The sequence below is a fragment of the Aquitalea magnusonii genome (assembly GCF_003202035.1).
Taxonomy (GTDB): Bacteria; Pseudomonadota; Gammaproteobacteria; order Burkholderiales; family Chromobacteriaceae; genus Aquitalea; species Aquitalea magnusonii.
In genome coordinates, this window is the sequence record NZ_QJKC01000005.1 from 56,002 (window position 1) to 74,210 (window position 18,209).

The 18,209-nt window shown below is 58.0% G+C and carries 28 protein-coding genes; 19 read left to right on the plus strand and 9 right to left on the minus strand.

Annotated elements, in window-relative coordinates; genetic code table 11:
• Nucleotides 1–142: 142 nt before the first annotated feature.
• Nucleotides 143–514, minus strand: coding sequence for a helix-turn-helix domain-containing protein (locus tag DFR38_RS06670; protein WP_059286197.1), 372 nt, complete (start codon nucleotides 512–514; stop codon nucleotides 143–145).
• Between the two features lie 150 nt (nucleotides 515–664).
• Nucleotides 665–1,021, minus strand: a complete 357-nt coding sequence (locus DFR38_RS06675) for a helix-turn-helix transcriptional regulator (RefSeq protein WP_059286196.1) — start codon at nucleotides 1,019–1,021, stop codon at nucleotides 665–667.
• Nucleotides 1,022–1,665: 644 nt separating this feature from the next.
• Here DFR38_RS06675 and DFR38_RS21215 point away from each other — a divergent pair.
• On the plus strand, nucleotides 1,666–1,833 hold the full coding sequence (locus DFR38_RS21215) for a hypothetical protein (protein ID WP_158527702.1): 168 nt from the start codon (nucleotides 1,666–1,668) through the stop codon (nucleotides 1,831–1,833).
• Between the two features lie 14 nt (nucleotides 1,834–1,847).
• Here the strand turns inward: DFR38_RS21215 and DFR38_RS06680 are convergent, their stop codons facing one another.
• Nucleotides 1,848–2,066, minus strand: a complete 219-nt coding sequence (locus tag DFR38_RS06680) for a hypothetical protein (protein ID WP_059286195.1) — start codon at nucleotides 2,064–2,066, stop codon at nucleotides 1,848–1,850.
• 120 nt (nucleotides 2,067–2,186) lie between these two features.
• On the opposite strand from DFR38_RS06680, the gene DFR38_RS21685 reads away from it, so the two are divergent.
• From DFR38_RS21685 to DFR38_RS06740, 15 genes are all read left to right on the plus strand, one after another.
• Nucleotides 2,187–2,315 carry a hypothetical protein gene (locus DFR38_RS21685; protein WP_275576149.1) on the plus strand — a complete coding sequence of 43 codons (129 nt, stop codon included), beginning with the start codon at nucleotides 2,187–2,189 and terminating at the stop codon, nucleotides 2,313–2,315.
• Nucleotides 2,316–2,346: 31 nt separating this feature from the next.
• A complete protein-coding gene (locus DFR38_RS06685; RefSeq protein ID WP_059286194.1) occupies nucleotides 2,347–2,700 on the plus strand; it encodes a hypothetical protein in 354 nt (117 codons plus the stop codon).
• 113 nt (nucleotides 2,701–2,813) lie between these two features.
• On the plus strand, nucleotides 2,814–3,116 hold the full coding sequence (locus DFR38_RS06690; RefSeq protein WP_059286193.1) for a hypothetical protein: 303 nt from the start codon (nucleotides 2,814–2,816) through the stop codon (nucleotides 3,114–3,116).
• Complete coding sequence (locus DFR38_RS06695; protein WP_059286192.1) at nucleotides 3,109–3,351, plus strand: helix-turn-helix domain-containing protein; 243 nt, start codon at nucleotides 3,109–3,111, stop codon at nucleotides 3,349–3,351. The genes DFR38_RS06690 and DFR38_RS06695 overlap by 8 nt, the downstream gene beginning before the upstream one ends.
• Complete coding sequence (locus tag DFR38_RS06700; RefSeq protein ID WP_059286191.1) at nucleotides 3,348–3,620, plus strand: hypothetical protein; 273 nt, start codon at nucleotides 3,348–3,350, stop codon at nucleotides 3,618–3,620. The genes DFR38_RS06695 and DFR38_RS06700 overlap by 4 nt, the downstream gene beginning before the upstream one ends.
• Nucleotides 3,617–4,219 (plus strand): hypothetical protein, encoded by a 603-nt coding sequence (locus DFR38_RS20960; RefSeq protein ID WP_146215940.1) that lies wholly within the window; start codon nucleotides 3,617–3,619, stop codon nucleotides 4,217–4,219. The genes DFR38_RS06700 and DFR38_RS20960 overlap by 4 nt, the downstream gene beginning before the upstream one ends.
• 10 nt (nucleotides 4,220–4,229) lie before the next feature.
• Nucleotides 4,230–4,880 carry a ParA family protein gene (locus DFR38_RS06705; RefSeq protein WP_158527703.1) on the plus strand — a complete coding sequence of 217 codons (651 nt, stop codon included), beginning with the start codon at nucleotides 4,230–4,232 and terminating at the stop codon, nucleotides 4,878–4,880.
• Nucleotides 4,881–4,987: 107 nt separating this feature from the next.
• Entirely contained in the window at nucleotides 4,988–5,242 is a 255-nt protein-coding gene (locus DFR38_RS06710; RefSeq protein ID WP_059286189.1) for a hypothetical protein, read from the plus strand.
• A gap of 70 nt (nucleotides 5,243–5,312) precedes the next feature.
• Nucleotides 5,313–6,233 carry a DNA cytosine methyltransferase gene (locus DFR38_RS06715; protein ID WP_059286206.1) on the plus strand — a complete coding sequence of 307 codons (921 nt, stop codon included), beginning with the start codon at nucleotides 5,313–5,315 and terminating at the stop codon, nucleotides 6,231–6,233.
• Nucleotides 6,230–6,490, plus strand: coding sequence for a DUF2786 domain-containing protein (locus DFR38_RS06720; RefSeq protein WP_059286188.1), 261 nt, complete (start codon nucleotides 6,230–6,232; stop codon nucleotides 6,488–6,490). The genes DFR38_RS06715 and DFR38_RS06720 overlap by 4 nt, the downstream gene beginning before the upstream one ends.
• 42 nt (nucleotides 6,491–6,532) lie before the next feature.
• Entirely contained in the window at nucleotides 6,533–7,303 is a 771-nt protein-coding gene (locus DFR38_RS06725; protein WP_146215941.1) for a hypothetical protein, read from the plus strand.
• The gene (locus DFR38_RS20965) at nucleotides 7,300–7,560 is read left to right on the plus strand and encodes a hypothetical protein (protein ID WP_059286186.1); all 261 of its coding nucleotides are present in this window, start codon (nucleotides 7,300–7,302) and stop codon (nucleotides 7,558–7,560) included. Before DFR38_RS06725 ends, DFR38_RS20965 begins: the two co-directional genes overlap by 4 nt.
• The gene (locus DFR38_RS06730; protein WP_110313181.1) at nucleotides 7,553–8,008 is read left to right on the plus strand and encodes a hypothetical protein; all 456 of its coding nucleotides are present in this window, start codon (nucleotides 7,553–7,555) and stop codon (nucleotides 8,006–8,008) included. The genes DFR38_RS20965 and DFR38_RS06730 overlap by 8 nt, the downstream gene beginning before the upstream one ends.
• 73 nt (nucleotides 8,009–8,081) lie before the next feature.
• On the plus strand, nucleotides 8,082–8,366 hold the full coding sequence (locus DFR38_RS21850) for an excisionase (protein WP_082693463.1): 285 nt from the start codon (nucleotides 8,082–8,084) through the stop codon (nucleotides 8,364–8,366).
• Nucleotides 8,323–9,438 (plus strand): phage integrase Arm DNA-binding domain-containing protein, encoded by a 1,116-nt coding sequence (locus DFR38_RS06740; RefSeq protein ID WP_082693462.1) that lies wholly within the window; start codon nucleotides 8,323–8,325, stop codon nucleotides 9,436–9,438. The genes DFR38_RS21850 and DFR38_RS06740 overlap by 44 nt, the downstream gene beginning before the upstream one ends.
• A gap of 289 nt (nucleotides 9,439–9,727) precedes the next feature.
• Here the strand turns inward: DFR38_RS06740 and DFR38_RS20970 are convergent, their stop codons facing one another.
• Nucleotides 9,728–9,946 carry a hypothetical protein gene (locus tag DFR38_RS20970; RefSeq protein WP_146215942.1) on the minus strand — a complete coding sequence of 73 codons (219 nt, stop codon included), beginning with the start codon at nucleotides 9,944–9,946 and terminating at the stop codon, nucleotides 9,728–9,730.
• On the opposite strand from DFR38_RS20970, the gene DFR38_RS06745 reads away from it, so the two are divergent.
• Complete coding sequence (locus DFR38_RS06745; protein WP_244909891.1) at nucleotides 9,945–12,104, plus strand: methyl-accepting chemotaxis protein; 2,160 nt, start codon at nucleotides 9,945–9,947, stop codon at nucleotides 12,102–12,104. The genes DFR38_RS20970 and DFR38_RS06745 overlap by 2 nt on opposite strands.
• A 4-nt stretch (nucleotides 12,105–12,108) precedes the next feature.
• Here the strand turns inward: DFR38_RS06745 and DFR38_RS06750 are convergent, their stop codons facing one another.
• The gene (locus DFR38_RS06750; protein ID WP_059286205.1) at nucleotides 12,109–12,402 is read right to left on the minus strand and encodes a metal/formaldehyde-sensitive transcriptional repressor; all 294 of its coding nucleotides are present in this window, start codon (nucleotides 12,400–12,402) and stop codon (nucleotides 12,109–12,111) included.
• A gap of 74 nt (nucleotides 12,403–12,476) precedes the next feature.
• Between DFR38_RS06750 and DFR38_RS21690 the strand changes: the two genes are divergently transcribed.
• Entirely contained in the window at nucleotides 12,477–13,646 is a 1,170-nt protein-coding gene (locus DFR38_RS21690) for a HoxN/HupN/NixA family nickel/cobalt transporter (RefSeq protein ID WP_110313182.1), read from the plus strand.
• Between the two features lie 68 nt (nucleotides 13,647–13,714).
• Here DFR38_RS21690 and DFR38_RS06760 read toward each other — a convergent pair whose 3' ends face one another.
• On the minus strand, nucleotides 13,715–14,317 hold the full coding sequence (locus tag DFR38_RS06760) for a phosphatase PAP2 family protein (protein ID WP_059287596.1): 603 nt from the start codon (nucleotides 14,315–14,317) through the stop codon (nucleotides 13,715–13,717).
• A 154-nt stretch (nucleotides 14,318–14,471) separates the two neighbouring features.
• Between DFR38_RS06760 and chrA the strand changes: the two genes are divergently transcribed.
• A complete protein-coding gene (gene chrA, locus DFR38_RS06765) occupies nucleotides 14,472–15,806 on the plus strand; it encodes a chromate efflux transporter (protein WP_110313183.1) in 1,335 nt (444 codons plus the stop codon).
• Nucleotides 15,807–15,813: 7 nt separating this feature from the next.
• Here chrA and nudB read toward each other — a convergent pair whose 3' ends face one another.
• Genes nudB through DFR38_RS06780 form a run of 3 tightly spaced genes read right to left on the minus strand, consistent with a single transcriptional unit; the run spans nucleotide 15,814 to nucleotide 18,195 of the window.
• Nucleotides 15,814–16,266 (minus strand): dihydroneopterin triphosphate diphosphatase, encoded by a 453-nt coding sequence (gene nudB, locus DFR38_RS06770; RefSeq protein ID WP_059286721.1) that lies wholly within the window; start codon nucleotides 16,264–16,266, stop codon nucleotides 15,814–15,816.
• Nucleotides 16,256–16,891 carry a response regulator transcription factor gene (locus tag DFR38_RS06775; protein ID WP_059286720.1) on the minus strand — a complete coding sequence of 212 codons (636 nt, stop codon included), beginning with the start codon at nucleotides 16,889–16,891 and terminating at the stop codon, nucleotides 16,256–16,258. The genes nudB and DFR38_RS06775 overlap by 11 nt, the downstream gene beginning before the upstream one ends.
• Nucleotides 16,888–18,195: a mechanosensitive ion channel family protein gene (locus tag DFR38_RS06780; protein WP_059286719.1), complete on the minus strand. Its 1,308-nt coding sequence runs from the start codon at nucleotides 18,193–18,195 to the stop codon at nucleotides 16,888–16,890. Before DFR38_RS06780 ends, DFR38_RS06775 begins: the two co-directional genes overlap by 4 nt.
• Nucleotides 18,196–18,209: the final 14 nt, after the last annotated feature.

Consider the following 18,209-nt stretch of genomic DNA (forward strand, 5'->3'; position numbering starts at 1 on the left):
AACGCCGGGAAGTCATCACCAACGATGACAGACGGCCTCGCCTGCCCACATTTCCCACATTTTGCTGTACTCATTTTTTCATCTTTTATGTTAAGCGAAGTGAGGAAATGTTAGTTTTTATGATTACGTGCTGAAATGCGTACTACCGCTTCGGTAACATACGTAATGTGACAAGAGAGTCCTCAAGATTCCGGATTTTTTCACTTGCATTGAAAAATTCAGTGGCAATTTTTAACAGGATGCATAGCTCTGTATCACTTAAATTAACCGCCAAGTCCATCAGCTGCCTTATCGCCTGGCGACGGACATACTCAGCAACACCACCAGCAAGCTGGCCCTCATCAATACCTAGCGCCTCCGCAATATCATGAATATGCTCAGCATTTGGCAATGACTCACCATTAAGCCACCGATACACGGTCTGCCTACTTACATTGCAACCTGATGCAAGATCGGAAACACCCTTATCACTAAGAGCCATCAACCTACGCAGCGTTACCGAAAACTCTTCCACCGAAAAACCCTAAGTAAAATTACTAGGCTTTGGTATGCGTTAACGTAACACTTTTGGCAACTAGACGTGACAGATCAGACACAATTTACCCATGCATCATTTGCCGGATGCATAGCAAGGCAAAACGCATCAAGTAATTGCCAGATAAAACTACTTCGCAGCCTTTGCGGCAATGATTGCCATCAGGCGGCCAATCTCATCAGGGCCTTTCGCAAGGAGCCTATCAGCCAACTCTTCCAACCCTCCAACGGAAGGAAGATAGCCGCCTCCACCGGGCGGCGGATACCTATCACCAGCACCAGTTTTTAGCCATTCTGCACTCACTTTGAATGCACGCACAAAACGGAAAAAAACATCAGTTGTAGTATCTGCCTCACCACTCTCAATCATTGATAGAGTTGATCTAGCAATACCAGCCTTTCGCGCCAGCTGCTCCTGAGTCCAGGAACGACTTTCGCGCTCTTGCCTTATTCGATCACCCATTTTCATCGCAGCATAGTGAGCCATAGGCGCGTCACTATGCTGACGCATACCGTCGGTATACAAGACACAAATTTCTGCCAGAAGCCCCGCCAAATATAGCCATTAGACAATCGGCACTGGTAATTCGATTACCCTGCGCAAACAATGAACCAAAATTATTGCATTTCGCAATTGACATTGATGATTGCGTATCGCAATATTCACTCATCCGCCAGCTCACCGGCGCTGCTCCCTAACAACCTATGAATGCGCCACCGGCTCGCTTAGCCGGGTAACAACGCCATGCATGCGCCCATGCCAAAGGCTGCCACAGCCGCAGCCCAGCAGATGACGACGCAGCCCTGCACGCAATACCGCAGCGCACGCACGGAGAGCCCAACTGATCAGGGTCGTATGGTCAGCATCTCGCAGCGACTCGGAAACGGGGCGCTGCAGGATGAATTCAGCAGGAAAACAGCACGGAGGAAAAACCATGAAATAGCGACCACCACCACACCAAGCCACCGCAGCAAATAGGGGGATGTGATAGGCGAGTTACTGGGCATCAGGCCATCGGCACCAGGTACTAAGGGCATGGCAACCCCTGAACGCATCAACCGGCCCACTTAATGACAGAAGCCATGCCGCCCAGGCACCGGGGCGGCATGGCTTAACAACAGGAATGCACGATGGAACAAACCAATAACACGAACGAAATGCAGCCACTGACAAGTGATGACAAGCAAATGATCAAAGAAGCCATTTGCAGCCAAGCACCAGCGCTTGCCGCTGGCACCGATGCCACTCGCCTAGCCAAATCGCTTATTCAAGCCTTTTCCGTCGTGAACAATACCTAGAGAGTTGGCAATAACTAGGCCCGCTTTAAGGCCGAGTGAATTTGAGCATAAATGACATCGTCAACGATGTCAGCTTGCAGTCGCGCAGACAATTGCTTGATGAAATTAGCCAAGTGATCGGCATTTTCGGCAGGCGTAACTCCGTCCTTGTAAGAAAAAATTGCCGAAACATCATTTTGCAAAATCTGCGTAGCAATCAAAATCGACGTGGCATCTGCATCAAATTTCTTCATTTCATCCCTTTCATGTTGCGCGTTGATTGAAGTTCAAATTTATCCGAATCGCAGCCCTCGAACATCCGCAACAACACCTACAAAACCCCATTACGACACGGCGAACTCAAGGAGAAAGCAATGGGAAAAATCAACTGGCTTAAAGAAGAAGTGATTACCGGCGACATTGGCGAAGCCCTTGCCGCCGAACTGAAACAACGCGGCCACCCGAGGGCGTTTTTTTGGCCTGCCATTATCCGTTTTGGATAGAGACGGGCCAACAAAACCACCGGAGAAAGCCATGCCCAAAACCGACTACGGCCAGATGCTGGCCGATATCCACAAGCAATATGCTTCCTGCATCAAGAAAATCACGCCGGACCTGGCAAGAAATATCAACATGATCGCCATTGAGTTAGGCGGGGAAGTGAAGGCCGCTCCCAAAGGCGACCGACTTGAAATCCAAATCGAAGCAGACGCTGGCCACGATAAGGAAATGCTGCAGCTGATCAGCAACAAGTACATATCTGACATTGAGTATCAGCACGCATGGATAAATGAGAAATACCAGATTCATGCCTGCTCAATCACTACAAGCAATCTTGTTGAAATTCTGGTGACTAGCTACCCCGCAAAGGAAAAGCATGCTGCTTGAAGTCCTCACCCACATTTTCAGCCGCGCCATTCTGATCAGCCTTGGCAGCGCCGCCGCATTTGTCCTGATGGACTCCATCGCCGAAGCCATCAGCCGGATGTAAGGACACTCACATGCAACTGCAAACACCACTCGCCGGCATCGTCCCCCAGCTGCTGCTCTGCCGCATGGAGCCACCCATTGCGGATACCACCCCCACCGGCAAACGGATGCGCCCGACCGCACTGCTGAAAAAACGGCTGGAGACCGTTGGCCAGCGCTTCACGGCAGACGATCTGGCCACGGCAACCGGGCTCACTCGCGAAGGCGCGAAGGGCATCATTTCCGACTCGCAGCATGCCGGACTGATCCGCCGCACGACCAAGCGCAGCTGCCGCGCCGCCGTTTACGAAAAGCTGGAGGCGCTAAATGAATAACCTGCAGCGCCGCCGCGAACTGTTTAGGGCCGGTGATTACGGCCTGCTGCGCCAGCTGCTAGGCATGAGCCAAGCACAATTCTGGTCAGCGATTGGCGTCAGCCAAGCCGCGGGCAGCCGCTACGAAGCTTCCGGCTTCGCACCGGAGACGATCACACACGCACTGCGGCTGACACATGTCGAAAACATCGATTTTCGCACCGTCAGCGCCGACAACATCCGGACTACAGCATGAACCCTGGCACCGCAGAGCAGCTAGAGGCTGCAAAAGAAGATGCCCGGCTCATTCCGTTTGCCACCCTGTTTTCAGTCAACAGTGATGGGGACTGGAAGCACCTGGCCGGCCAGACCGTCACGCGACGGCGCAACGGCGGAACGTGTGAGAAAGAGGCGGTATCGATGATCCTGACCGATTCCAGCACCCATAAAACCATAGCAGCCTCAGCAACCGACCTTGCTGCATTCGGAAAGCCCGGCCAACCCAACTTGGATTTTGAGCCATGACCAAAGACGACCTCTTGAAATTTTGCACCCCAGGAAAAGTCCGCCTGTATCCACACAGCGATGGAGTAAATACCTATTGCAGTAACGGCATATTAGCCATCCGCGTCGCTGAAGCCATCAAGGGAGCCTATACATGCCTACCAAACGAGTCCCCAATTCCTGCCATGCTTGAGAAACATACGGACGGCCATGGTAATTATGAGTATGTGAGCCTCCCCTTCATTCCCAGACCAAAAAACTGCCGTCACTGCAATGGAACCGGAATAAGACATGACTGCACCGAATGTAATGGCGTAGTTATATTCCCTCCAGATGAGGATGATGAATTTTGCTCCAAGTGCGGAGGAACCGGAATGGCATCAAACACAGCTGACTCCATAGAAGTTAACTGTAGATGTTGTGATGGAACAGGAGAAATGCCTAACCATGCGGTAAGGATGCCCAATGGCCAATGGATGGCCAGGCGGTATCTGGCTCTTATTGCAACACTGCCAAATGTAACCGTTAGCACCCGCCCAGTGCCTGATGATAGCCAATATCATGCACTGCACTTCATTTTTGATGGTGGCGAGGCTATTTGCATGCCTCTTAATCCCTGAGGACCACTCAATGATCATCGCAATCGCAAACACGAAAGGCGGCTGCTGCAAGACAACGACAGCAGTCAATCTGTCGGCAGAGATTGAGCGCAGGGAAATACATACCGTCCTGCTCGATGCTGACCCGCAAGAAACCTCATACAAATGGGCATTACGGAGACTTGGCCCGCGACCAACCTCAACCCATTTACTTGCGATCCACGAAACATCGAAAGTGCTTGAAACCGCAACTGGCTGGCCACCACACATAACGGTAATTATCGATGCTGGCGGCTGGGATAGCCCACAGATGCGCGAGGCCATGGCTGCAGCCGACATCATGATTATTCCCATGCAGCCCAGCCAGCCTGACCTTGAAGCACTGGAGTCGCTGACTACCATCATTGCCGAGGCCAAGCGGAGCATTAATCCCAACCTGCGCCCCGCTATCCTGCTCACCAGGACACCTACCAGCCCGCAGAACCGGGAAACAGCCGATGCCCGCGCCGCCCTGGCCGACTTCGGGCTTATCCCGGTACTGCGCAGCCAGATCCGCGACCGTCCACTGTATCGACACCTGTTTGCAGACGGCCTTGCGGCAGCAGATACCACGGCAGCAAAAGCCAGCGCAGCCCGCGCCGAGATACAGCTGCTGGCCGATGAAATACTTGCAATGAAATGAAGTTAATTAAATCACTCTGATTCACTTTACTTCATTTCACTCACTTCACTTCATGCCAGTTAATGTCATTGCATGTGACGGCGCTGCATTTCAGATGGAATGAATCAATGAAAATTGATCGAGACAAGATTGACCGGCAGGCGCTGGAACACTTCACTTCACAGGCAGGAAAGCCAAGTACGGCAGAACACACCAACAATGCCCCCTTCATTAGCAATGTGTCGTGGCGCTTCAATCAGGCCACGGCAGATCTACTGGAAGAAGTGTTTACAGGCAGCACAGTCAAGAGCAAGCAAAAGCTGCTCGATGACATCCTTATCCCTGAGCTGCTACGCCGCCGCGACCAGATCAGGAACAAATAGACCACCAGCCCCAGCAGCTGGAGAACACAAGGCCCAGGTAGATACCGGGCCTTTTTCTATGGGAGACATCATGAAAGTTGCAGATGGATTCGCAGGCATTGGCGGATCTAGCGAAGGCGCAAAGATGGCTGGAGCGGAAATAGTGTGGACTGGAAACCACTGGCAGGAAGCTGTCGCTATTCACGCCAGAAACCACCCTCAGGCGATGCATACATGCCAGGACATGCACCAGGTCAATCCAGCCCTTATTCCGCAGCATGACATTTTCCTTGCAAGCCCCTGCTGCCAAGGACACAGCCCAGCAAGAGGAAAGGCCAACGGAAACCCGCAGCATGACAGCAGCCGAGCAACAGCATGGTCAATCCTGAGCATTGCGGAGTACCACAAGGAAGATGTCATTATCGTTGAAAACGTACCGGCATTTACCAAGTGGGCGTTGTACCCAGCATGGCGGCAGGCGCTTCATGCACTCGGATATGCAATCTCACCCTACATCATCGATGCCGCCGACCATGGCGTACCCCAGAACCGAGAGCGCCTCTATCTGGTGATGACCAGGAGCAAGCACCCTATTGAGCTGACCCTGCCCCACCGGCCACACGTAGGCGCTGACAGCTTCATTGATTTTAGCCATGGCAGCTGGAGCAAGATCGACAGACCGGGCCGCAGCGCCGCAACACTGAGCCGCATAGCCGCAGGCCGCCGCCGCTTTGGCGACCGATTCCTTGCCCCTTACTACGGTACTGGGTCTGGCCAGACTGGACGAGACATTGCCCGGCCAATCGGAACAATCACAACACGGGATAGATGGGCAGTGATCGATGGCGACCGCATGCGTATGCTCACCAAGCACGAATGCGCAGCCGCCATGGGATTCCGACCCGACTACATCCTTCCAGAGCAACACACTCTTGCAGTCCACATGATCGGCAATGCCGTCTGCCCTGTAGTCATGTGCGACCTGATCAACTCCATCAAGGAGGCAGCATGAGCGCCGAAAACGAGAACATCCTCCGCAAGATCAAGAAATGCCTAAAGCTGGCTGAGAGCAGCAACGAACATGAGGCTGCCGCAGCTATACGCCAGGCTCAGGCACTGGCCAGGCAGCGCATTCACACCATCTACATTCTCCAAGTTGCCGGCTGCACTTACATGGCGTGGCTTGGAAGGGGCATGCAGCCCCGCTGGGTAAAAGAGTGGGTAGCGAGCGGCGGAACGCTTGAGCAACTAAAAGCCAACATTGAATAGAACGAGGCCCACGCGATGGGCCTCAATTTTTGGAGCATTGCAATGCAAAACCGCATCAATGAAATCGAAGTAGCAGTAGCCACCGGAACCATGAGCGCAAGCCAGTGCTTTACCCAGATGCGCCAGCTGCTGCCGCCCAACAACCCCTATTTGTCTGAATACCCGATAAAGCTGGTATGCAACGCACTCATTACCATCGTCACCCACTCGGGCGATCCGGAAGGAATGGCCGAAGCCCTCAAGCCATGGCGTACACGCGCCGAGGCGCTGATCATGCCCGGCAAGCAGCAAGCGACCCCTGATGACGAGCAGTCTGCCGTAACTACCAAAGAATGTTGCAGCAACTGCAATACCTTCTTCGGCTGGGATATGGCCCGTGCCAAACCCATGGATCGGATCACATGGGGCATGGACAAGCAGTCTATCCGCCTGCTAGCAGCAGAGCTTATTCGCGGCGCTGACTGCATAGGCGATGACGAGACGGAATTTGTGCTGGAAGTACGAGCATCCGGAACGGTGAAAGATGACGATGACAGCCTGAATGCTGGCCCGATACTGGCAATTCTCGACGGCGAATACCCAGAAGAAGGCGTCTACCCGATTGACCCACATAACCCGACAGCAGGCCGCGAACCAGAAGCTGCCCCTCAGCAGAAGGGAGATGCAACTGGAGATGCTTTCGCCGCAGCCATAACCGACGAGCTACTGGATAAGATCATGGACCATGTGCGCCACCGCAACATGTTCAAGTCTTGCAAGTCAGAGCTGCGCGCACTGCTCGCAGCTGCCACACAACAGAGGGGAAAGGCATGATGCGCTGGCTGGCATGGAAGTTGAAATGGGCATTTGCACGCCGCGAGCTTAACCGCCTACACCATCTTCAATCTGACCTGATGTTATGTCGCCGCTGGCTTGCCGAGTTCGATGATGTAGCACTGATGCTGGATGTACTGGCAAAACACCACGGGCTGCCCGCCGGCGGCTTTGATGACGTACCAAACATCAGCATCCAAGAACTTCGCCACAAAATGCGCCAGCTTCGGACAAAGGAGATCACCCGCCATGACTGAACGGACCTACGGAAAATATGGCGTGACGCTCGATCAAGTCCGGGCAGCCATCCCGACCATGGGCATTCCATTTCAAACGGCCCTGGCTGAGATCCTGCTGGAGCTGGAAGAGAAGCAAGCCGGACTGCTGGCCCGGAAAGCCGCCCAGTCGGTTATTCAGCAAACTATCTGGGCGCTGCAGTCCATCGACGCAAGCCAGCGCTGCATCAATCGGCTGGAAGCGCTGGCCAGCCGGCTACGGCAGCACGGCATACCCGCCACACCCCGGACCAACTCTTATGGCAGCGACCTGACAATCATTGTTCATGGCCCGCTGCGCGATGCCGTGCAGCTGATCAAGCTGGATCACCAAGTGACCGGCAATCCAGAACAATGGCCACTTATTCACTGCGATCTATATCCGAACGCCATGCCGATCACATTGATAGCAGATCCAGCAATGCAATAACTCCGCATAGCGGGCAGCACCCTTACAACGCACGGCACTGACCGTGCGTTGCCTATTTCATGAAGGAACACGCATGAAACAGTCACTGGAAGAATGGGCAAAAAACCAATTCGGCAAGCATACCCCTTGCCTAGCAACGCTCAGAAGATGGGCGCGTGATGGCTATATCCTACCGGAGCCACTCAAGGTCGGTCGCAAATGGCTCGTCAATGCTGATGCCTCATATGTACCACCAGGCCGATTACAGCCTAGCCGGCCGACAATGGAACAAATAAGCAGAAACCCACTGATCCGCAGAATTATGGAGAACAACAATGGGACGCCGCAGAACCGCAGCAAATCGAGGGCTACCGCCTAATCTGTATCAACGTCGCGGGTATTACGCCTGGCGCGATCCGAGAGACGGAAAAGAATACGGGCTTGGCCTTGATAAAAAATCTGCCATCAGCCAGGCCATCGAAGCCAACCTACTGGTCACCGGCCACTACAACCATCACCGACTGATTGACCGCGTGACTGGTGCAGCAGACAGAACATGCATCGACTGGCATCAACGCTACATGCACATACTGGAAGCAAGAGACGTAAAGCCCCGCAGTATCGTTTCGGCCAAAGATCAGCTACGGGCAGCAATGAAGAAATGGGGAAACAAACCGCTTGAACACATCACTGTGCTGGATGTTGCGGATCTGCTGAAAACATGGACGGATGCCGGGAAAATTCGCATGGCCAGCAGCGTGCGCAGCCGGCTTGTTGATTTTTTCCGTGAAGCCATAGCGGCTGGCTGGACAATATCAAATCCAGCCGATGCAACAAAAATTCACGGGCTTAAAACAAAGCGGGGGCGGCTGGGGCTGGATGGCTTCAAGGCGATTCTGGCATCAGCAGAGAAGGATACAAAACGGAAGTGGGCTGGAACAGCGATAAAGCTGGCAATTCTGACCGGACAGCGCCGGGATGACATTAGCAATTTCAAACCGACTGATGTCTATGATGGCTACTTGCACATCATCCAGGAAAAGACCCAGACGAGGCTGAGATTGTCTCTCAGCCTGAAACTGAAGGAATTTCCCTGGACGCTGGGCGATGTTATTGACGAGTGCATGAAAAGCGGAGTTAAAAACCCTGAAACACTGATTCACGCTAGGCAGTTTGCCTACCGGATTAGCGCGGGGTCAAAGCTGCGGCCTGAACTACTAACTCGGGTATTTGCCGACCATCGTGATACCGCTGGACTAGGAGATGGCCCCAATCCGCCGACATTCCATGAAATACGGTCACTATCTGGCCGGCTGTATGAGGAGGCATACGGCGAACGCTTTGCGCAGCAGATACTTGGACACCGCAGGGCCAGCACAACAGCTATCTACCTTGATACTCGCGGATCAGAATGGACTACGGTTTCCCCACCCAACCAGTCAGCAAAATGACAAACCCCGCCTTGCGGGGTTTTTTTTCATCCATTCACTTTGCTCATGCTGACATGGCTAGACTGATATGTGCTTTTCGGGAAAGTATAGGGATTATTTTGTGATGCGAGTGCAAGAGCGCCGCAAACAAAGGCTCTCAGCCCGACGCGGGCATATGGATGTTGTAAGTCGTTACGTGCAGAGGTTTCATGACTCTATCCATAGCCTACTCAGGCAGGGCAGCGCCAGCCCCCAGCGCAGATGAAGTGAAAAAAACCGCTGACAGCGCTTTAGCCGGTGCAACAGCTGGTCAGCGCATGCCTCGTAACAGGGCATTCCCGCACCCAAACAGGGCGGGCCATCCAGAATGGTGCAATAAAACCGGCATATTGAATACAATATCTTTCAAATCAATCGATTCTGTGTAATTCAACACTTTAATTTCTTGCACCACAGGCATGCATCTTGCATCACGCAGGGGGAAAGTTTGTCGGGCTTGCTGCCCATCACCCCATCTGGAGATGTCCATGAGTCTGATCAGCCATCGCATGGCCCTGAGTGCGGCAGAAAAACGCTGGCTACCCTGGCTGGGCCCCAGCGGCAAACTGGCCATGGGCCTGGCCTGTGCCTATAACCGTGACCGCTACCCGGCGCTGGAAAGCATTTTTGACAACTTTGGGCGCTTGCGGGTGCTGATACTGCAGCAATGGGCGGAGCAGCAATGGCGGCAGCTGGAAGGTCTGGCCATGCGGCTGGGCAGCATGGCGCCGGAACAGCTGGCGAGCGAACTGGCGTCACGCCTGTCCGAGCTGCCGGATGTCACCGAGCTGTTCATCCTGCTTCCGGACAACCGGGTGCTGGCCTCCAGTGCCGGCAGCCGCGCCTGCACGCAGGGACCACATGCGGCGGCGCTGGCACAGGGCTTGCAGCAAGCCTTTCTCTATGGTCCCTACCGCGACCCGCAAACCCTGCAGCTGGGCCCGCGCAGCTCCAGCTTTCACGATGCCGTCACCTTGCTGTTCATGCGTCCCTTGCGCCTGAACGGACAGCAACAGGCCTGCCTGTGCGCGCGGGTGCCCAACGATGTGGTGGGCGACCTGATCCAGCGCGAAGCCGGCCATATTTTCCATGAGTCCGGCGACAATTATCTGTTCATGGTGCAGTCCCGCTTCGACCCTGGCATTGCGCCGGGCACGGCCTTGTCGCGCTCGCGCTTTGAAGACCGTACCTTCAGCGGCGGCGACAATCTGAAAGACGGGGTCAAGACGGCCTACGGCGTGGTGAAGGTTGCCCAGCACACCGAGCTGGAACTGGTGTTCAATGATCCGGCCACCGGCCAGTTGCACCCCGGCGTGCGTGAAACCATACGTCACGGGGAAAACCTGTTCGTCACCTATCCGGGCTATTCCGACTACCGTCACATCCCGGTGATCGGCAAGGGCATCCGCTTCCAGATGCCCGGCTCTGCGGATGTGTGGGGCATGATGTGCGAGGCCGATCTGGCGGAAGTCTACCGCTATCGCTCGGTCAGCCAGCGACTGATGCGTGGCTTTGTCGGGGTGCAGCTGCTGCTGCTCGGCGTGGGCTATGCGGTGCAGACCCTGCTCGCCCCGCCGGCCGGCCTGCAGCTCTTGCTGAACCTGCTATTGCTGGTGGCGGGGGCCGTGGTGTTTCGCCAGGCCTTTACCCGGCCGCTGGCCTTACGACTGCGCGGCATGAGCGGCATGATACGCAATATTGCCGAAGGCGATGGCAACCTCACCCTGCGGCTGGACCGCAGCCAGCTCAGGTCGGACGAAACCGGGGTGATGGCACAATGGGTCAACAGCCTGATCGACCAGTTCGACCGCACGCTGGGTCAGGTGATACGGCTGAGCCAGTCGCTGCAGCAGCGCAACCACGACATGGCCGCGCACAATATGGCCACGGTGACGGCTGCCAGCCAGGTATTGAGCACGGTACAACGCACCCAGGACGGGCTGAGCCGGCAGCAGGAAACACTCGACACCGCCAATCACAACGCCAACGGCATGGAACTGGCCATGCAGCAGCAACAGTTGCTGGCCCGCCAGCAACTGGACACGGTCAGCCAGAGTACGCTGGGCATCCGCGAGACGGTCGGACACTCGGCACAGACCATTGCCCAGCTCAGCGACAGCACCCGCGAAATCGAACAGGTGGTCAGCCTGATTCAGGAAATTGCCAAGCAGACCAATCTGCTGGCGCTCAATGCCGCCATCGAAGCGGCACGGGCCGGGGAAAGCGGCCGTGGCTTTGCCGTGGTGGCCGACGAAGTGCGCAAGCTGGCGGAACGCACCAGCAAGTCGACGCTGGAAATCGACGGCATGATCCAGCGGGTGCAGCACCAGGCGAGCGAGGCGGTGAATACCATGCAAAGCGGCATGCAGCACCTGGAACAGGGCTTGCAGCTGGCCGAGGCATCGGCCGGAGAAAACATCGAAGTACAGCGCATTGTCAGCAGCCTGCTTGGCACCATCGGCCAGCTTACCGATTCCGGCCAGGCCCATGCCAGTGCCACGGCAGAGATCGGTACCGTGGCCAGCTCCATGCACCTGGCACAGCAAAGCCTGTCCGACTGCGTGGAACAGACCCGTCACACCATCGGCCTGCTGGGTTTGCTGGCCGGACGTTTCCGGGTCAGCGAGGCCATGGGCAAAGGCCGCTGAGCGCTTATTTCAGGTAAGAACGCACGATCCGCATCACCTGATCCACCTCTTCCTGCCGGGCCGGATGCTGTTCCGGCCCATCTGCGGCAGGCTGCTGTGTTAGCAGATGCTCACGCAGATGGCCTTCCAGCACCTCGGCCATCAGTCCGTTCACCGCCCCGCGAATGGCGGCGATCTGCTGCAACACCGCCATGCATTCCTGCCCTTCCTCCAGCGCACGCTCGATGGCCGCGGCCTGGCCCTTGATGCGCCGGACCCTGGCCAGTAAAGGCTTCTGACCCTTCATGGTATGTCCCATGCTGCTATTTTCCTTCTCCAAACATACTGGGGGGTAGTATATTGCGGGCAATTGCCAACACGAAGTCCGTCATCATGCCAGCTCTTTCCGAACTCATACAGCAAGGCTCGACCAATCTATGGTTGTTCATTCCATCCGCCATCCTGCTCGGTGCGCTGCATGGACTGGAGCCGGGCCACTCCAAGACGCTGATGGCGTCTTTCATCATCGCCATCCGTGGCAGCATCGCCCAGGCAGTCTTGCTGGGCCTGTGTGCGGCACTGTCGCATTCGCTGGTGGTATGGCTGCTGGCATCCACGGCACTGCATTTTGGTAACCAGCTGCTGGTGGAGCAGGCCGCACCTTGGCTGCTGCTGCTGTCCGGCCTGATCGTGCTGGGCATTGCCGGCTGGATGTGCTGGCGCACGCGGCAGGACAATCTGGCGGCCCGTGCCTGCCAGCATGCACCGCACGGCGGCAAGATCATCAACACCGGCCATGGCCTGGTGGAACTGCTGATCAGCCCCGGCCAGCCGGCGCATCTGCAGCTTTACTGCTACAACAACCAGCTGCGCCCGCGACCACCACAGGCCGACGTACGCTACCAGCTGCAGCTGCGCCGTGATGATGGCCACAGCGAAAGCCATGATTTGCTGCCACATGGCAAGGTCTTGCAATCGGCCCAGCCGGTGGCCGCGCCACACCAGTTTGATGTCACGCTGGACATGCGCCACGGCGACCATGGCCACCAGTTTGCCGTGCGCTTCGGCCCGCCGCCGACCCGGCGCTATCGTAGCCAGGCCGCTCCGGCAGCAGGCGGGCGTGGCCAGTTTGCCGCCAGGCGCCCGCAGCAAGGCCATGCGCAATCGGCAGCCAGTGTCGGCTATCAGGATGCCCACGAACAAGCCCATGCCGATGAAATTGCCCGCCGCTTTGCCGGCAAGCCGGTGAGCACGGCGCAGATCGCCCTGTTTGGCCTGACTGGCGGGCTGATGCCCTGCCCGGCCTCGGTCACCATCCTGTTGCTGTGCCTGCAACTGAAACGGGTGGCGCTGGGCCTGACCCTGGTGGCGTCTTTCAGCCTGGGGCTGGCGCTGTCGCTGGTCAGCGTGGGGGTGCTTGCCGCCTGGGGTGCCCAGCAACTGGGCCAGCGCCTGGGTAATCTGGATGGCCTGGCGCGGCGGCTGCCCTATCTGTCCAGCCTGCTGATGCTCGTGATCGCACTGGTGATGATGGTGCAGGGCTGGCGGCAACTGGCGGCCTGAGCCGGCCCAGACAATAAAAAAACGAGGCCGCAGCCTCGTTTTTTTTATTGCTCCAGCCATCAAAGGCATCAGGCCCTGATCCAGCCCAGCGCGATCGGCTTGGCCAGCAACAGGCGATACGCCTCGTTCAGCGGCGGCAACAGGCGCGCACCACAGGCCGGCCAGGCCAGCGCCAGCAGCCAGCAGTACAGCAAGGGCAGCAGCAGGCCGCCCAGGATGTCCAGCGGCCAGTGCACCCCCAGGTAGACCCGCGACCAGCCTACCGCCAGCGTCAGCAGCAGCAGGACACGGCCAAGGCGGGCCTTGCCGGCCAACCAGAAGGCATAGGCGGTGGTGGCAAAGATGGTGGTGTGGTCGCTGGGAAAGGAAGGATCGGCCGCGTGGGCGATAAAGCGGTAGCCCAGACCGATGGCAAAGGGGCGCGGGTGATCCCAGGCCAGGCCGATCAGCTGGTTGCACAACAAGGCCAGCCCGACACTGAGCAAGACCCGCAAGGCTCGTTCGCGCTGCGCTTGTTCGCCCCACAACCACATGCCCAGCAGCAGCAAGGGAATCAGCAGGATCAGGTATTTGGCCAGCACGATGGCCAGCATGATCAGTGGCGCAGGCGAGGCCGGCGTGGCATTGACGAGCAGGAACAGGGCCTGATTGATGCTTTCCAGTGCGGACATGACAGTTTGATGACGAAAATAAGAAAACCGGATTGTAACGGGCAGCAGGCGCGCTGTCCTTGCTTGTTTTGTGACGAAGCATGTCTTTGCCTGCCCATGGGCCGGACTGCGCTACAGTAGCGCCTTGTCCAGCCACCCAACACGCAGGAGTGCCATGTCTTCCAGTCCGCCCCCAGCGCCCCCCGCCGCAGTCAGCCTGCGACAAGCCTTCGCCTTCTGGCTCAAGCTGGGCTTTATCAGCTTTGGCGGCCCCGCCGGGCAAATCGCCCTGCTGCATCAGGAGCTGGTGGAAAAACGCCGCTGGATCTCGGAGCGGCGCTTCTTGCATGCGCTCAATTACTGCATGCTGCTGCCGGGGCCGGAGGCACAACAGCTGGCGACCTATATCGGCTGGCTGATGCACCGCAGCTGGGGCGGCATCATCGCTGGCGGCCTGTTCGTCCTGCCTTCGCTATTCATCCTGAGCGGGCTGTCCTGGCTGTATCTGGCGCTGGGCCAGCTGCCCCTGGTGGCCGGGCTGTTTTACGGCATCAAGCCGGCCATTGTCGCCATCGTGCTGCAGGCCGCGCTGCGCATTGGCCAGCGCGCCCTGAAAAACCGGCTGCTGTGGTCGCTGGCAGCTGCCTCCTTTGTGGCACTGGCGCTGTTTGGCCTGCCGTTTCCGCTGATCGTGCTCGGTGCCGCCGCCATCGGTTATCTGGCCGGACAGCGCCATCCGGCGCTGTTTGCCGCCGCCAGCAGCAGCCATGGCCAGCGTGCCACGGCCAGCGGCCCGGCACTGATCGACGATGACACCCCCACCCCGGCGCATGCCCGTTTCAGTCTGGCACGCCTGCTGCGGGTGCTGCTGGCCGGCGGCCTGCTATGGGCCGTGCCGCTGCTGGTGCTGCTCGGCCATTATGGCTGGCAGCATCCGTTTACCCAGATGGGCTGGTTTTTTACCAAGGCAGCCTTGCTGACCTTCGGTGGTGCCTATGCGGTCCTGCCCTATGTCTATCAGGGCGCGGTCAGCCACTATGGCTGGCTGAGTGCCGGGCAGATGATGGACGGGCTGGCGCTGGGCGAAAGCACGCCCGGGCCGCTGATCATGGTGGTGGCCTTTGTCGGCTTTGTCGGCGGCTATCAGCATGTGGCTGGCAGCACGCCCTGGCTGACCGGTGTCATGGCCGCCTGCCTGGTCACCTGGTTTACCTTCTTGCCGTCTTTTCTGTTCATTCTGGCCGGCGGGCCACTGATCGAGCGCACGCACGGCACGCTGTCGCTCACCGCACCGCTCACCGCCATCACGGCGGCCGTGGTCGGTGTCATTGCCAATCTGGCATTGTTCTTCGGCTGGCATGCACTTTGGCCGCAGGGTTGGCAGGCCGGGCCGGACTGGCCGGCCGTGCTGCTTGCGCTGGCGGCGGCGCTGGCGCTGTTGCGCTACAAGGTGGGGGTGATCCCGGTTCTGGCAGCCGCCGCGCTATGCGGCTGGCTGCTCAGGCTCTGAGCAGGGCCTAAGCCGATTCGAGGCCGAGGCGGGATGGCAGCAGGCGGATGGCAGCGGCATTGGACGGAGAAAACACCAGCTCGGCTGCCTGCTGCCAGGGCAGCCACTGCTGGGCGGTGTGTTCGCCGGGGGCCAGCTGCACGCTGAGCGGCTGTGCCAGCTGCAGGCCGAATACGTATTCGTCGTTATGCGTTACCCCGTCAGGATAACGGTGCCGCCAGTGCGGGTAGATTTCGTAGCGGTTGTGCAGCTGCCAGTCGCTCAATTGATGCTGGCTGGCATCCAGCCCGGTTTCCTCCAGCAATTCGCGGCAGGCGGTTTCGCGCAGGCTTTCCTCGCCCTCGCGGCTGCCGGTGACCGATTGCCAGTAGCCGGCCTTGTCGGCGCGTTCGATCAACAATACCTGGCCGTCGGCAGTGTGAATCACCACCAGTACTGAAACCGGCTGCTTAGTGCCCATCGCCACGACTCCCGCCATGCTCGGACTGGCTGGCAGCCAGCAGGCCGGCCAGCTCCACCGCCGATTTGACACCCATTTTCTCGAATACCCGCGAGCGGTGTACTTCCACCGTTTTCATGCTGATGGAAAGATCCTCGGCAATCTGCTTGTTGAGCTTGCCCAGCAGGATCAGCTGCATGACTTCCCTTTCCCGCTCGGTCAGCAAGGCCAGCAAGGCGCTGACGCGCTGGCGGCGGCCGTGGGCGGCGCGGTTGGCTTCATCCTGGCGCAGCATCTTTTCCACCCGCGCCAGCAGCACCTCGTCATCAAAGGGCTTTTCCATGAAATCCAGCGCCCCCAGCTTGATGGCCGCCACCGCATGCGGCACATCGCCGTGCGCGGTGAGCATGATGGCCGGCGGGCAATAAGCCAGCTCGGCCAGCCGCTCCAGCAACATGATGCCGGACATGCCGGACATGCGCAGGTCGACGATCAGGCCATTGAAACCGGCATCCGGCCCGGTGGCCAGAAACTCCTCGGCACTGTCAAAACCACTGACCTGATAACCCTGGCCATCCAGCAGCCAGATTAATGCCTGCCGCACCGCGGCATCGTCATCCACAATCGCCAGTCGTTTGCCGCTCATGCCTGCCCTCCCCGGCCGGGCAGTGCCCCAGCCACCTCGCTGACAATACGCACATCCCGCTGCGGGTAGGGAATCTCGATGCCGAGCTCCTTGAAGCGCCGCCAGATGGCCAGATAGATTTCCGATTTCAAGCCCATGAAGCCGTTTTCCGGGTCTTTCACCCAGATGCCCAGTTCCAGATTGATGCCGCTATCGGCAAAGGCCGTGACAAAAGCCGCCGGTGCGGGGTCGGTCGGCACCCGTGGGTGCACGGCGGCTTCACGCAGCACGGCCAGCGCCTGCTCCAGATCGGTGGCGTAATCCACCTGGATGGGCAGGCTGATCCACATGGCCTTGTCCGAATAGGACTGGTTGATCACGGTATTGGAAATCAGTGCATCGTTCGGCACCAGCGCCTCGGAGCCATCGGCACTTTTCAGCACCACATAGCGCGAGGTGATGCGGGTGACATAGCCCACCCGGTTATCCACCATCAGCCGGTCGCCGATGCGGATGGAGCGGTCCAGCAGGATGATGAAGCCGGAGACATAATTGCTGGCAATTTTCTGCAAGCCAAACCCCAGACCCACACCCACCGCCCCGCCAAATACCGACAGTACGGTCAGGTCTATCCCCACCACCGGCAGGGCAATCAGTACCGCCACGACAATCAGCAGGGTGCGCGCCATCTTGGCAAACACGATGCGCAGCGACAGGTCCATGTGCTTGAGCCCCATCACCCGCGCCTCGATCACCCGGCTGATCCACAAGGCCACCACCACGATGATGGACACCCACAACATGGCATTGAGGATGGTCAGCAGGTCCAGATGTGTCTTGCCCACGCTGAAAGACACCGACTGCAGCCAGTCCAGCATCACTTCATCGAAACCGATGGCCCAGCTGACAAAACCCAGCCACAGCACAGTGGCAATGAAATGCTCGGAGTTACGTTCGAACTTGCCTTGCGGCAGGGCCTGACGCATTACCGCGGAAAACAGCCGGATCACCCCCAGCCAGAACAACATGGCGGTAAACAAGGGCAGCAGGTGCGGACGCGTGTGCAGCACCAGCATCCAGCCCATGATGCAAAACAGCATGGAAAACAGGGAGACCAGCGGCAAGACCAGGCGGAAGGCGGTGTAGGGAATGAAGCGGTCGTAACGCTCGGGGTGATGCTGGAACCAGCGCCGGAACGCCTGGCGCGCGGCAAACACCCCCAGCAACAGGCATAGCACGCCCAGCAGCAGCTGGGTCAGCCCGGGGCCGGTCTGCAGCGCTTGCAGTACCACGTCAAAATCCATTTCTTCACGCACAAACAGCATTGTTTTCTCCGTAT